This window comes from Vibrio sp. PBL-C16 (assembly GCF_034321865.1).
GTDB lineage: Bacteria > Pseudomonadota > Gammaproteobacteria > Enterobacterales > Vibrionaceae > Vibrio > Vibrio alginolyticus.
The window spans coordinates 2261739-2274259 of record NZ_JAXLNY010000002.1; the positions used below are offsets into that span (position 1 = coordinate 2261739).

15 protein-coding genes and 1 pseudogene are annotated in these 12521 nt (G+C 43.2%); 9 read left to right on the forward strand and 7 right to left on the reverse strand.

What is annotated here, in order from left to right; all coding sequences use genetic code 11:
* The first annotated feature begins 7 nt into the window (after positions 1 to 7).
* Genes toxS through UQW94_RS18555 form a run of 3 tightly spaced genes read left to right on the forward strand, consistent with a single transcriptional unit; the run spans position 8 to position 1625 of the window.
* On the forward strand, positions 8 to 523 hold the full coding sequence (gene toxS / locus UQW94_RS18545; RefSeq protein ID WP_318304488.1) for a transmembrane regulator ToxS: 516 nt from the start codon (positions 8 to 10) through the stop codon (positions 521 to 523).
* A 46-nt stretch (positions 524 to 569) separates the two neighbouring features.
* On the forward strand, positions 570 to 1325 hold the full coding sequence (locus tag UQW94_RS18550; protein ID WP_047102891.1) for a sulfite exporter TauE/SafE family protein: 756 nt from the start codon (positions 570 to 572) through the stop codon (positions 1323 to 1325).
* Positions 1326 to 1346: 21 nt separating this feature from the next.
* A complete protein-coding gene (locus UQW94_RS18555) occupies positions 1347 to 1625 on the forward strand; it encodes a SelT/SelW/SelH family protein (RefSeq protein ID WP_005382088.1) in 279 nt (92 codons plus the stop codon).
* A gap of 40 nt (positions 1626 to 1665) precedes the next feature.
* Here UQW94_RS18555 and yfcE read toward each other — a convergent pair whose 3' ends face one another.
* From yfcE to UQW94_RS18585, 6 genes are all read right to left on the reverse strand, one after another.
* Positions 1666 to 2211, reverse strand: coding sequence for a phosphodiesterase (gene yfcE / locus UQW94_RS18560; RefSeq protein WP_005389637.1), 546 nt, complete (start codon positions 2209 to 2211; stop codon positions 1666 to 1668).
* A gap of 75 nt (positions 2212 to 2286) precedes the next feature.
* Positions 2287 to 2496, reverse strand: a complete 210-nt coding sequence (locus tag UQW94_RS18565) for a hypothetical protein (protein WP_005382086.1) — start codon at positions 2494 to 2496, stop codon at positions 2287 to 2289.
* 149 nt (positions 2497 to 2645) lie between these two features.
* Complete coding sequence (locus UQW94_RS18570; RefSeq protein WP_031781352.1) at positions 2646 to 3053, reverse strand: CBS domain-containing protein; 408 nt, start codon at positions 3051 to 3053, stop codon at positions 2646 to 2648.
* A complete protein-coding gene (locus UQW94_RS18575; RefSeq protein ID WP_005382084.1) occupies positions 3050 to 3400 on the reverse strand; it encodes a P-II family nitrogen regulator in 351 nt (116 codons plus the stop codon). Before UQW94_RS18575 ends, UQW94_RS18570 begins: the two co-directional genes overlap by 4 nt.
* Positions 3390 to 4181: a DUF1538 domain-containing protein gene (locus UQW94_RS18580; protein ID WP_186584426.1), complete on the reverse strand. Its 792-nt coding sequence runs from the start codon at positions 4179 to 4181 to the stop codon at positions 3390 to 3392. The genes UQW94_RS18575 and UQW94_RS18580 overlap by 11 nt, the downstream gene beginning before the upstream one ends.
* On the reverse strand, positions 4178 to 4912 hold the full coding sequence (locus tag UQW94_RS18585; protein ID WP_064376309.1) for a DUF1538 domain-containing protein: 735 nt from the start codon (positions 4910 to 4912) through the stop codon (positions 4178 to 4180). The genes UQW94_RS18580 and UQW94_RS18585 overlap by 4 nt, the downstream gene beginning before the upstream one ends.
* Before the next feature lie 255 nt (positions 4913 to 5167).
* Between UQW94_RS18585 and UQW94_RS18590 the strand changes: the two genes are divergently transcribed.
* The 6 genes and pseudogenes from UQW94_RS18590 to UQW94_RS18615 all read left to right on the forward strand — a co-directional run bounded on the left by UQW94_RS18590 (position 5168) and on the right by UQW94_RS18615 (position 10619).
* Positions 5168 to 6082, forward strand: a complete 915-nt coding sequence (locus UQW94_RS18590; RefSeq protein ID WP_213899496.1) for a TIGR01777 family oxidoreductase — start codon at positions 5168 to 5170, stop codon at positions 6080 to 6082.
* A 39-nt stretch (positions 6083 to 6121) separates the two neighbouring features.
* Positions 6122 to 6950: pseudogene (locus UQW94_RS18595) on the forward strand (SDR family oxidoreductase).
* A gap of 471 nt (positions 6951 to 7421) precedes the next feature.
* Entirely contained in the window at positions 7422 to 8276 is an 855-nt protein-coding gene (locus tag UQW94_RS18600) for a co-chaperone YbbN (protein ID WP_318304484.1), read from the forward strand.
* 159 nt (positions 8277 to 8435) lie between these two features.
* On the forward strand, positions 8436 to 9353 hold the full coding sequence (locus UQW94_RS18605) for an SPFH domain-containing protein (protein WP_005382060.1): 918 nt from the start codon (positions 8436 to 8438) through the stop codon (positions 9351 to 9353).
* Between the two features lie 3 nt (positions 9354 to 9356).
* Positions 9357 to 9818, forward strand: a complete 462-nt coding sequence (locus tag UQW94_RS18610) for an NfeD family protein (RefSeq protein ID WP_322142477.1) — start codon at positions 9357 to 9359, stop codon at positions 9816 to 9818.
* Between the two features lie 618 nt (positions 9819 to 10436).
* Positions 10437 to 10619: a hypothetical protein gene (locus UQW94_RS18615; protein ID WP_021707681.1), complete on the forward strand. Its 183-nt coding sequence runs from the start codon at positions 10437 to 10439 to the stop codon at positions 10617 to 10619.
* 40 nt (positions 10620 to 10659) lie between these two features.
* On the opposite strand, the gene UQW94_RS18620 is transcribed toward UQW94_RS18615, so the two are convergent.
* Positions 10660 to 12069 carry a hypothetical protein gene (locus UQW94_RS18620; protein WP_005382055.1) on the reverse strand — a complete coding sequence of 470 codons (1410 nt, stop codon included), beginning with the start codon at positions 12067 to 12069 and terminating at the stop codon, positions 10660 to 10662.
* Positions 12070 to 12521: the final 452 nt, after the last annotated feature.

The following is a 12521-nucleotide window of genomic DNA, read 5'->3' on the forward strand; positions in this document are numbered from 1 at the left end:
GGCCAATATGAAGATTAAATTAGCATCTGCGGTTTTGGCCGTATCCGTTCTTTTCAGTAGTTGGTTGTATTGGGGAAGTGACCTAAAAGTGGAGCAGCTCCTCACAGCAAACGAATGGCAGTCGACCATGGTGACAGTCATTACAGACAGCTTGCCTGACAATACTGTCGGCCCACTACGCCGAGTTAATGTTGAATCAAACGTGAAATATCTCCCTAATGGTGACTATATTCGCGTAGCAAATATAAAACTATTCGCTCAAGGTTCAACCGCAGAATCAACGATAAATATCTCGGAAAAAGGCCGCTGGGAAGTAAGTGACAACTATTTGTTGGTCTCGCCTTCGGAGTTTAAAGATATTTCATCTTCTCAATCAAAAGACTTTTCCGAAGCACAGCTACGTTTGATTACTCAAATTTTTAAGCTAGATGCGGAGCAAAGTCGTCGTATTGACGTCGTGAACGAAAAAACACTATTGCTCACTAGCTTGAACCACGGTTCTTCGGTACTGTTTAAAAACTAATTTTGATTGGATGATAAGGGGGCAAGACGCCCCCTTTGTTTTACTTATGGATTGGCTAGATACCACTACTCTCTTTTTCGGTTCACTAATCGCCAACACGCTGGCTTCACTTTCCGGTGGCGGAGCAGGCTTGCTTCAATTCCCTTTACTCATCTTTCTCGGCTTACCGTTCTCCGTTGCGCTAGGCACACATAAGGTGGCTTCGGTTGCTTTAGGCTTAGGCGCAGCAAGCACGCATTTAAGATCAGGCACTATTAAATGGAAAATCGCGCTCTACCTTATCTTGTCCGGTAGTATTGGCGTGATTTTAGGGGCTAACTTAATTGTACAGATCCCTGATGGTATCGCGGAAAAGATGCTCGGCACGATGATCCTAGCGCTAGGTATCTACTCGCGATTTAAGACATCGCTAGGCCAAGCTGAAGTAATACGTAACCGTCATCCTATCGGTTGGGTTATTGGTGGAATTGGCTTACTGTTTATCGGCATCATTAACGGATCTCTTACCGCAGGTTCTGGTTTGCTCGTGACACTATTTTTGGTGCGCTGGTTTGGTTACGACTACAAACAAGCCGTTGCTTACACCATGATTTGTGTCGGCCTGTTTTGGAATGGCATTGGAGGCATTGCCGTCGTACAGGCAGGGGCGCCTATTCACTGGGCTTGGTTACCTGTTTTATTGTTAAGCTCTTTTCTAGGCGGCAGTTTAGGCGCATGGGCCGCGACTCGATACAGCAACAGAGTGATTAAAGTTGCATTCGAAATTCTCACGTTTGCGGTGGGCATCAAGTTGCTGGTTTAAAAAGATTAAAAGGAAAGTTTCATGGATAAAGCAATCATTGATATTTATTACTGCCGCCAGTGCAACTGGATGTTGCGTTCAACTTGGCTATCGCAAGAATTACTGCATACTTTTAGTGAAGAAATAGAAACAATCAGCTTACACCCAGACACAGGTGGTCGCTTCGAAATTTTCTGTAATGGCCAGCAAATTTGGGAACGGAAAAAAGACAGCGGCTTTCCTGAAGCCAAGGTGCTAAAACAGCGCGTTAGAGACATTATCGACCCAGAACGCGATTTAGGACATTCAGACACAAAATAGGGAGCAATTCGCTCCCTATTTTTTTTACTTAGTAAAACCGTTAAATCATGGTTTGTGCTAATACTTCGCCTTCTGGCGTTTTTACCGTTAGCTTATTGTCTTCTAGAGTACCAAAGCTTCTCGGTAAGCCATTACGTGGGAATGTCATCGAGCCTGGGTTGAATATAATGGCTCCATCTTGCATCTCTGCGACGGGAACATGTGTATGCCCGTGGGCGATGATATCACCTTCGCGCAGTGGCGGCCGTTTTTCAGAGTTGTACAAGTGACCATGAGTCAAAAAGATTCTCTTGCCAGATTCAAGTAGCACCCATGAGTAATCCATCATCATTGGAAACTTTAATAGCATTTGGTCCACTTCACTATCACAGTTGCCACGTACAGAAATAATTTGATCACTGTATTGGTTCAATAAGTCTGCTACCTGTGGAGGGTTGTAGCCTTCTGGAATAGGGTTTCGCGGCCCATGGTTTAGCGTATCTCCTAGCAAAATCAGGTGGTGCGCACCAGAGGCCAAAAATAGATCAATGGTTTCTTTAGTTGCTGGCAAAGAGCCATGTAGGTCTGAGGCAAAAAATAGTTTCACGACATCGTCTCCTCAAAAAGTATGAGGTCATTCTACGGCATTTTTTTAGCAGCTCAACCTACGACGGTTTGAATACTACTGATAGCGCAATGATTCAATGACCATAGGCAAAACATAGAACCATGCTGCATACGCTGTTCCAACCAACACCAGTATCCAAAACACCATCGACATAAATTTTGATTTGGCTAGATGGTGCAGCGGATCGGGCTCTCCGCATCCTGGACATGCATGAGCGCGTTTTGAGATTTGTTTCTCACACACGGGGCAAGAGACTAAAGGCATGATACAGATTCCTCGACATTAGGCTTAGGGCGCAAAGAATAATGGTGAATCAACACATATGCAACCTAACATATATTAAATATTTTAGTTCTTTGTAACAGTCGCTGACTTGAGAAAAAATTCGTTGATTTTTCATTTATATCAACCTATTACACTTCTTCTCGCACCATACCATTGATGACAATATTGTTATAACTCACCATCCCAATGACCTCGCCACTTTCAATGACCGGCGCTCTGCTTATGCCAAATCGCTCAAACAAACGTGCACAATATTTTACGTTCATATCTGGTTCGACACACAAAGCGGGCTTGGTCATGATTTCATAAATATTTGTGCGCTGAGGAGAACGATTATTCGCCAGCACCTTTTTGGCGATATCATTCATCAACACGATGCCATATTCATCATTATCATCTCGCTTTTTCACCACCAGCGCTTTGACTTGGTATTTTTTCGCTAGCGTTATGCCTTCGTATACGGTCATCAGTCCATCAACCATCACATACGTTGCCGCCATAACATCTCGAACTCTAATTATCGTTTGACTGCTCATAACTCATCCTCAACCACTTTGGTCAACGTTTCTACTTGATGCGCGACACCGACTGCATCTTCAATATCGATCTGAATAGCAATGCCCTGCCCCGACTCTCTGTCGAATTCACCAACCTCATTAATGGTTTCTAATATGTGTCGAGAGAGATGTTCCTCGACCACAAACAGCAGCACATCTTTTTGCACTTCTAGCGTTAAACCAAAAAACGTTCGCTTTTGATTTAAACCTTGCCCGCGAGCATTGTTAATCACTGTTGCACCGGTCGCACCAGCATCGCGTGCAGCGTCCAACACCTTGTCTGTTTTGCTGTCTTCAACAAACGCAAGTATCAATTTAAAGCGCATTTTCTTCTTCCTCCGAGACGTTTTTATTCAGCCACTGGGTTATTTGCGCATAGCCCATCACAGAGATCATAGGAAATAGACTGGCAAACGCGATCAAGCCAAAGCCATCAATCATTGGGTTTCTTCCAGGGACGGTCGAAGCAAGCCCTAACCCTAATGCAGTTACAAGTGGGACAGTGACGGTAGAAGTTGTTACGCCTCCAGAATCGTAGGCGAGTGGAACAACAAGCTTAGGAGCGTAAAACGTTTGAATCACAACGACGATGTAACCCGCGATGATGTAATAATGAATGGGATCGCCCACGACAATCCGGTAACTCCCTAATGCAATACCAATTGCCACCCCAAACGCAACGGCTACGCGCAAGCCGTTAATACTGATACTGCCTCCAGAGACTTGGTTTGCTTTTATCGCTACAGCGATTAAAGAAGGCTCTGCAATCGTGGTACTAAAGCCTATAAAAAAGGCGAAGGTGTAAACCCAATAATAGTCGACCCACATTAAGGCTTTCCCTACAGATACTTTGAACTCTTGTAAAAACTCCGGCGCCGTTAATTGCACAGCCATCGTCTCCCCAAGTGGAAACAACGCCATTTCTAATCCAAGTAAAAAAAGAGCTAGCCCGAAAATCACATAAACGAACCCAAGCAAAACTTTCTTAAGGTTGCTAACAGGACGCCTTAACACGGCTAACTGAAAACCAAAAATAATGCTGGCGATGGGAACGACGTCTCTAACGGTCGATAATAAAGTGTCTAGGAAATGATCAATTGAAATCATGTTACGACCATTCCGTAAACCATCACAAACATCATCGGTAACAGCGAGGCAAAAGCGATTAAACCAAAGCCATCCACCATAGGGTTGCGACCTTTAATAGAAGACGCTAAACCGACGCCCAGTGCAGTGACCAAAGGTACTGTTATGGTGGACGTGGTTACACCTCCGGAATCGTAAGCGACGCCAATAATGGCTTCCGGTGCAAACCACGTCAGTATTACAACGCCGACGTAGCCGCCGATGATCATGTAATGAATTGGCCACCCTTTTAAGATACGCAAAACGCCGATAACGATGGCTATCCCCACAGAGAGAGCTACTGTTACTCGAAGTCCTTCTCCGTAATCCTGCATGGACTGCTCTGAGTTAGCGATCATTCCGCCCTCTGCCGCAACTTCTGAGGCTTCTTCCGCTACCGCGGTTAATGCAGGTTCAGCTATCGTGGTGCCAAACCCCAAACAAAACGCAAAGACTAATAACCAAAACACGCTGCCTTTTTTTGCAAAGGCTTGAGCCATACTCTCTCCGATAGGAAAAAGACCAAGTTCTAGGCCAAAGATAAAAAAGGTTAATCCTAAAATGACAAGCAACAATCCAAAAAGAATGGAGACCAGGTTGGGCAGCGGCTCTTGCAAAACGACTAATTGAAAAAAAGTGATAACAATGATGATGGGTAATAAGTCACGAGCACTATTGAGGAGCGCTCGAAAAAGCGCAACAAATGCTTCCATGCCTATCCTCCTTGATTATGCAAACTGATTACGCTCGTTCCAATGAGCGATAACTTTTAGTCTGGCATAGATTTCACTCTTCTACCGTGAATGCACTAGCGCCATTTATAACATTTAGTTACATATTTTCTAATATGTGAAGTTAATAGCCTCTCTGTCAGCTTGTCACTATCCTAGAAATAATGGTGTTGAGATGATCAAGCTAAGCACAAAACGACTATAATGTTCTAATACGTGTACATTCAAAGAGATAACATGAAGATATTACTCACAGGTGGCACTGGGTTTATTGGCTCGGAGTTGCTCAAGCTGCTATCAACTCACCAAGTTATGCTACTTACACGCTCTCCAGAGCGAGCAAAACAACGCCTACAGCATGCTGATCTGGGTAATATCGAATACCTTGACTCGCTCGAGTCGTTCGCCGATCTCAATCACGTTGATGCCGTCATTAATCTTGCAGGTGAGCCTATTGCGGATAAAAGGTGGACCAGCGAGCAAAAAGAAAAAATCTGCAAAAGTCGTTGGAAAATTACCGAGCAAATTGTTGAGCTGATCCACGCAAGTACCGAACCTCCCTCTGTTTTTATTAGTGGCTCGGCAGTTGGCTACTATGGTGATCAACAAGACCATCCGTTTGATGAGTGCTTACATGTTAATAGCGACGACTTTCCTCACGAGGTTTGTGCAAAGTGGGAGCAAATAGCCAAGCGCGCAGAGTCGGAGCAAACTCGGGTTTGTCTAATGAGAACTGGCGTGGTACTCGGCCTTAATGGTGGTGCGTTGGCAAAGATGCTATTACCTTACAAGCTTGGCGTAGGCGGCCCACTTGGGAACGGTAATCAGTACATGCCTTGGATTCACATCCTAGATATGGTCCGCGCCATCATGTACTTGCTTGAAACACCACATGCCCACGGTGCATTCAATATGTGCGCCCCCCATCCTGTGACTAATCGTATATTCAGCGGTACACTAGCCAAAACGCTAAAACGTCCGCATATCTTGTTCACGCCTAAATGGGTGATGGAACTCCTAATGGGAGAATCTTCCTGCTTATTGTTCGATAGCATGAGAGCCAAACCCAAAAAACTCACCGAACTGGGCTTTAAATTTAGCTACTCCAGAATAGAGCCAGCACTCAAGCACTTGCTTCATGACCGGAGCTGATGAATGATGGCTCTAATCAAGGTTTCTGAGTCTTAAATTATGAAAAAGTCGATTCTTATTACGGGTTGTTCAACTGGCATCGGTTACGTGTGCGCTCACGCCCTACAAAACAAGGGATTTAATGTCATTGCATCTTGTAGGAAAGAACAAGATGTCCAGCGCCTAATTAATGAAGGGCTAACCTGCATCAATCTAGACCTAAATAGCCCAGAAAGCATTTCTTCGGGCGTGAAGCAAGCGCTAGAGTTAGCAGAAGGTAAGCTTTACGCAGTGTTCAATAATGGTGCCTATGGTCAGCCCGGAGCACTGGAAGACTTACCCACCGGGGCTCTTCAAGAATCAATTTCAGACCAACTTTTTTGGTTGGCACCAGTTGGTCAGAGAAGTGCTTCCTCATATGCGCCAGCAAGGCGAAGGACGCATCATACAAAACAGCTCTGTTCTTGGTTTTGCCGCAATGAAATACCGTGGCGCCTATAATGCATCAAAATTTGCCTTAGAAGGCTGGACAGATACGCTCAGGCTAGAGCTTGCGGATACGAATATCAAAGTAGCATTGATAGAACCAGGACCGATCGAAACTCAATTTAGAAACAATGCATTACGAGCCTTTGAGAAGTGGGTTGATATTGAATCTAGCCCCCATCGTCATGCTTATGAAGGACAAAGAGAGCGACTCAACAACGACAAGTCTAATAATCGATTTGTTTTGCCTGCAGAGTCTTGCATCGCACCAGTTCTTCATGCATTAACTAGCGTTTCACCGAAAATTCGTTATCGAATTACTACACCGACTAAATTATTCGCAGTCTTGAAAAGACTATTACCAACCCGTGTACTTGATAAAATTTTGCGACAGGCTGCATAAAAAAGTTTTGTCGAAATGTAATTTCACCGTAACAATGTGATGTCATTATGAACATGTAGGTTAAAAAAACCTCAACTAAACGAATCAATTTCTACGCAATTCAGCGGGGATTCTTTCGCCCAAAGTGATTGAGTTGCTTAGATTTGGTATCGCCACCCATTACGTTTTGTAGCAATGTTTATACTACTGCGAGGCAACAATGACATTAAATCAGCTTAACTGGCTTAGTGTGGGTGTAGTGTTGACCATGTTCATCCTATTTTGATACCGCACTAACAAATAGCATTAGAATTGCGCTGCTTCGGCAGCGTTTTCTTTTTATCTAACACCTGAGCAGCAATAACCTCACTCTATTACCTCACGTTTTCTCAAAATAGAATGATTCATTATTGATGGTGAATGTCGCTTGAATTTCACCTAAATCAACTCCATATCTAATATCAACGACAGACACAAGGCAAGGATACTCTGATGCAATCCCCATTTATCGTTGAGATAACAGAACAGAACTTTCGCGAAACGCTTGAAGGATCAATGAACACGCCCGTTTTGATCCACTTTTGGGCCAACGCTCAGCCAGAAAGCGCACAGATACTCCCTGAGTTGCAATCTCTTGCTCAACAGTACAACGGTGCATTTACGCTTGCTCTACTAAATTGTGAAGATCAGCCCGCTTTAGCGTCTCAATTTGGCGTGCAAGTATTGCCAACTATCGCGCTGTTTATAAATGGTCAAGCCGTCGATGGTCTGGGAGGGCCCCAGCCAATTGATGCCATTGCTACCATGCTACAAAAGCATTTGCCAAGCCCAGATGAACAACTATTAAAGCAAATCAGTGAACTTCTTCAGCAAGGTGAGCATGCTCAGGCTTTGAGCATCATCCACACTTTGCCGCCAGAGCTGCAAGAGCGTGGTGATGTGAAACTCGCGATGGCTGATTGTTTGCTAGAAACCAAACAATTTGATATTGCCCAAGAACTACTGAACGCTATCCCTCTCGAGTATCAAGATAACTACTACAAGAGCCTAATAGCCAAGCTCGAGCTGCATTTGCAGGCTGCAGATAGCCCTGAGTTACAGCGACTAGAACAAGCATACGCAGCAGACATGGCAAACTTCGAACTCGCTTGTGAATTGGCGGTACAATACAACCAAGTTGGTCGGGATGAAGAAGCGTTGGAACTGCTGTGGAATATTCTTAAAAAAGACTTGGGCGCCCAAGACGGTGACGTGAAGAAGACTTTTATGGATATTCTCAGTGCGCTAGGTCAAGGTAACGCATTAGCAAGCAGATATCGTCGCCAGCTTTACTCAATTTTGTACTAAGCGCCGCATTCTTCTAGGAATAAGACAACAAAGGCCGGGATTTCCGGCCTTTGTCATATAAAAAACCAATAACCTCTCAAAGGTCTCAGAACTTCAATTGTCTATTGTCTATAAATAGGTAAAAATGGATCGAATATTATGCACTTAAGGGAATAACTCATGCCAATTGATTCACTGATCACCATCGGTATTTTCGTCGTTCTTGCTGTCGTTATCTTATCTTCAGCCATTAAAACGGTTCCGCAAGGAAACAACTGGACAGTTGAACGCTTCGGACGCTACACCCACACATTAAAGCCGGGTTTAAACTTGATCATTCCATTCGTTGATAAAGTTGGTCAAAAAGTAAACATGATGGAGCGCGTTCTCGATATTCCTGCGCAAGAGGTCATTTCAAAAGATAACGCTAACGTGGTTATTGACGCTGTCGGATTTGTTCAAGTGATCGATGCTGCAAAAGCGGCTTATGAAGTCAACGACTTAGAACACGCTATTAGAAACTTGACCCTTACGAACATTCGTACCGTTTTAGGTTCAATGGAACTGGACGAAATGCTGAGCCAACGCGACATGATCAACTCTAAGCTGTTGGCGATTGTTGACCAAGCAACAAACCCTTGGGGCGTAAAAGTCACACGAATTGAGATTAAAGATGTCCAGCCACCAGCCGATCTGACCGCTGCAATGAATGCGCAAATGAAAGCCGAGCGTAATAAGCGTGCGGAAATTCTTGAAGCAGAAGGGGTTCGCCAAGCTGAGATATTAAAGGCCGAAGGTCATAAACAATCAGAGATATTAAAAGCTGAAGGCGAAAAGCAGTCTGCTATTCTCCATGCAGAAGCACGTGAGCGTGCCGCGCAAGCAGAAGCAAAAGCGACTTACATGGTTTCCGAAGCCATTGCAAAAGGTGACATGCAAGCCGTCAATTACTTCATTGCACAGGGTTATACCGAAGCGATCAAGAGCATTGGTCAAGCCGAAAATGGTAAAATCATTATGCTTCCATTAGAAGCAACCGGACTAATGGGCTCGGTTGCAGGGATAGCAGAAATGTTTAAACAGCAAGATAAAGAATAATTTATGGACTTTTTTAGTTTGTTGGAAGGTATCTCTTTCTGGCATTGGCTAGCGTTTGGCTTTGCTCTTTTAGCAGTTGAGCTACTTGGTACCGCAGGGTATTTTCTCTGGCTCGGGATGTCTGCACTTATCGTTGGAGCACTCATGACCGTTTTGCCAATGAGCTGGCAATTGCAATGGCTTTGCTTTGCAAGCTTCAGCTTAATCACCACCTGGCTTTGGTGGCGACGACAATGGTCTAAAGACAAGCAAGAAGACCAAGAAAGAGATCTGAACCAAAAGTACAAGCAGTTAATTGGGCGTACTCTTATCCTTGAAGAAGACTTTTCCGTCGGGCTCAATCGCATCAAGGTAGCCGATACCACATGGTCCGCACTATCGGATCAAGCACTTCCAGCCGGTACCCGCGTAAGAATCACCGATGTTGAAGGTATTATTTTAATCATTGAGCCTGATTCTAATTAATTTATGCCAAAGTAATGGGGCAAATCATGCTCCATTACTTTAATCTAAACAACTGCTTTCATTTCATTACCTTAATTAAAATCGAGAAAAAAAATAAGTATTAGTAATATTATTAATACCCTACCTACCATTTCCTATTATTTAATTATTCAACACACGACAATCAATAAGATAGAAATATATCTAGGTAAATTATCGATCTAAATTTATTTTAAAAAATAAAACTTTATTGAATTATTTTTTGATCTTTTTATCCTCGGATACATACTTAACGCATAAGCATTTAAGTTGAGTGCTTTTTATTTGGTAAGTAAGAGGATGTACTATGAATAAGCTTCTCTTTTTAATGTTGTGCGGTATTTTTTCTTTTTCTTCCTTTGCCTACAACAACGGAAACGGCGGTACAACTAATTTGGGACCTATAGTCGAATGTAAGATGCCAAGTGGCGACGTTACGAATATTCCAAGTGAAATGTGTCGATTTAGAGGTGGGGAATGGGAATAGTAAAGAAGTAAGAGCTTAGTTTGATATAAGAGCCCTATTCAACCTTGCCTTTCTGCGTAGTCACGGTTTATACAAGCACGTAGATATTTAAAGTTTATATTAAGGTGATTATTATGAGATTTTTATCTGGTCTATTAGTAATATCTTTTGCCATAATTCCGTTAACCACTCATGCTAATGGTGCATCCGGTGGTCGTACGTTAGGCCCAGAGATAAAGTGTGAGTTGCCAAACGGTAATGTACATATGTTGCCACCGTTATATTGCAAAATATACGACGGCCGAGAAGTGAAATAGAAAAGGAGCCTAGCGGCTCCTTTTATTATCTAATTAAGTATTAGTGGAAGCTGTAAGGGATAAGAACTTGTAGACGTAAGTCTGTTTCATCCGCATCGCCAGCACCTGCGTACTCATCACGTTCTAGGATTGTACCGTGTAAACGAATGGTAGAACCTTTAAGCGCGCCACTTTGTAGTGAGTAAGATACTGTTGCGTTAACTGCGTATTCGCTTTCGTAATCCCAGTCACCTGATGCTCCGCTTGCTGCAGAGTCAGCGCCAGTACCGTAACCAAAGCCTAGGTAGTAGTTCCAGCCGTTACCTTGGTTGTAAGATAGACGGTTGTACCATGCTAGCTCACCCGCTTTGTTCCAGTCAGACAGCGCGTCCCACCACTGAGACCAAGTACCATTGTTCATACCATATGTATGAATAGTACGAGGAACGAAGTCCGCACGGTTATCTGTGTCTGTGTAGCGCAACTCAGACATCCAAGCTAGCTTGCCGAAAGATTGATTCAAAGATAGACCAGTGTGGAAACCTAGACCATCGTATTTCACATCATCGTCAACACCGTAGAAATCAAATGCTAGAGTTGTACGGTCACTAACAGTGTACTTCAAGTAAGCCTTGTAAGAAGTGTTGTCAGTTTCGTTGTGGTAGCTAGTTACTTGACCTGCACCCCAGTCAACACCATTTGCATATTGAACGCCAGTAGCTTGACCCAAACCAAGTTGCATAAACAAGCTGTCAGTTAGGTTACCGTTTAGGCCTAGAGAGTGTAGGTAGCTCCATGAAGTGTCAGACCAAAGCGCTGGTGCGTAATCATCTTCGTGAAGCAGCCAAGGTGCTGTAAATTGGTCTGCGCCAAAGTAGCTTAGGTTGAAATCACCAAGTTTAGCGTTCAGTTCGAAACCACGGTAAGTACCAGGTACAAAGCTCCAAACGTTACCGATTGTACCGTTACCACCAGCCTGTAACATACCGAAACGAGCATTAAAGTTTTCGTTTGCTTTGAATTTCAGCGCTGCTTTGTAAACTTTAAGCTGCTGACCATCACCTGCACCCCAGTCTAGGTTGTTACAAGTTGAGATTTCGTTACATAGGTAGCCTTCGTTTGAATTGTAAAGACTATCGTTGTAAAGATCGCCAGAGTAGTAAGCCGCAACATCTGCGCCCACCCAACCATCGTGGTAGCCAGAAGTGAAGTCCAAAATTGCGTTGTAAGAAGAGTAGTTTAGACGACTCCAACGGTCACCATTTTCACCGCCGGGCTTACCTGTTGTACGAGTTCGTGAACGAGTATCAACTATGAATAATGCATTCAGACTTGAGTCTTGCATAAATTCGTTCACTTTCTCTACGTACTCGCCACCTGCTGCACTTTCAGTAGACGCTGTAGCTGGAGCGACAGCAACAACACCAAACATTGCTGCGGTTAACGCTGAAACCTTAAAAAATTTGTCCATGGAAAAACTCCTAAAAATGGATATAGCTGTATTTTTCTATCTCACCTTTAGTTGGCCGCCGAAGGAGAGAAGTAAATTCCTGATCAAACCTCATTATTTCTAATTTGGCTTTTTTTAGTTCCTGCATACACACCGTGTATCCACGTGATTAAGACTAACTTCGCAGCTAAAAACATCCAAATGTAACTTATTTTTTTTCTAAAAAAATATGAGCCACTCCAAAGTTCCATATAACTTATTGATCCAGATCTTATTTTTAACAACATCAACACAACACAATAAATTATTATTTAAAATCAAACACTTAAATTGAACTTAAAAGTATCAACTTGAAGTCACTCGCAGACTAAAAAAGCCAAAAAAACCAATAGCCCAAGGTTCGATCTTGATCACTGAAAAGAACAAAGGCATCAATTACTCAATAAAAAAACACTTAATTATGAACAAGAAAA

What these genes read in the sequence shown, in the direction of transcription:
- toxS (WP_318304488.1), top strand. Translation starts at nt 8, where the DNA reads ATGAAGATTAAATTAGCATCTGCGGTTTTGGCCGTATCCGTTCTTTTC.
- UQW94_RS18550 (WP_047102891.1), top strand. Translation starts at nt 570, where the DNA reads ATGGATTGGCTAGATACCACTACTCTCTTTTTCGGTTCACTAATCGCC.
- UQW94_RS18555 (WP_005382088.1), top strand. Translation starts at nt 1,347, where the DNA reads ATGGATAAAGCAATCATTGATATTTATTACTGCCGCCAGTGCAACTGG.
- UQW94_RS18565 (WP_005382086.1), bottom strand. Translation starts at nt 2,496, where the DNA reads ATGCCTTTAGTCTCTTGCCCCGTGTGTGAGAAACAAATCTCAAAACGC.
- UQW94_RS18570 (WP_031781352.1), bottom strand. Translation starts at nt 3,053, where the DNA reads ATGAGCAGTCAAACGATAATTAGAGTTCGAGATGTTATGGCGGCAACG.
- UQW94_RS18575 (WP_005382084.1), bottom strand. Translation starts at nt 3,400, where the DNA reads ATGCGCTTTAAATTGATACTTGCGTTTGTTGAAGACAGCAAAACAGAC.
- UQW94_RS18580 (WP_186584426.1), bottom strand. Translation starts at nt 4,181, where the DNA reads ATGATTTCAATTGATCATTTCCTAGACACTTTATTATCGACCGTTAGA.
- UQW94_RS18585 (WP_064376309.1), bottom strand. Translation starts at nt 4,912, where the DNA reads ATGGAAGCATTTGTTGCGCTTTTTCGAGCGCTCCTCAATAGTGCTCGT.
- UQW94_RS18590 (WP_213899496.1), top strand. Translation starts at nt 5,168, where the DNA reads ATGAAGATATTACTCACAGGTGGCACTGGGTTTATTGGCTCGGAGTTG.
- UQW94_RS18600 (WP_318304484.1), top strand. Translation starts at nt 7,422, where the DNA reads ATGCAATCCCCATTTATCGTTGAGATAACAGAACAGAACTTTCGCGAA.
- UQW94_RS18605 (WP_005382060.1), top strand. Translation starts at nt 8,436, where the DNA reads ATGCCAATTGATTCACTGATCACCATCGGTATTTTCGTCGTTCTTGCT.
- UQW94_RS18610 (WP_322142477.1), top strand. Translation starts at nt 9,357, where the DNA reads ATGGACTTTTTTAGTTTGTTGGAAGGTATCTCTTTCTGGCATTGGCTA.
- UQW94_RS18615 (WP_021707681.1), top strand. Translation starts at nt 10,437, where the DNA reads ATGAGATTTTTATCTGGTCTATTAGTAATATCTTTTGCCATAATTCCG.
- UQW94_RS18620 (WP_005382055.1), bottom strand. Translation starts at nt 12,069, where the DNA reads ATGGACAAATTTTTTAAGGTTTCAGCGTTAACCGCAGCAATGTTTGGT.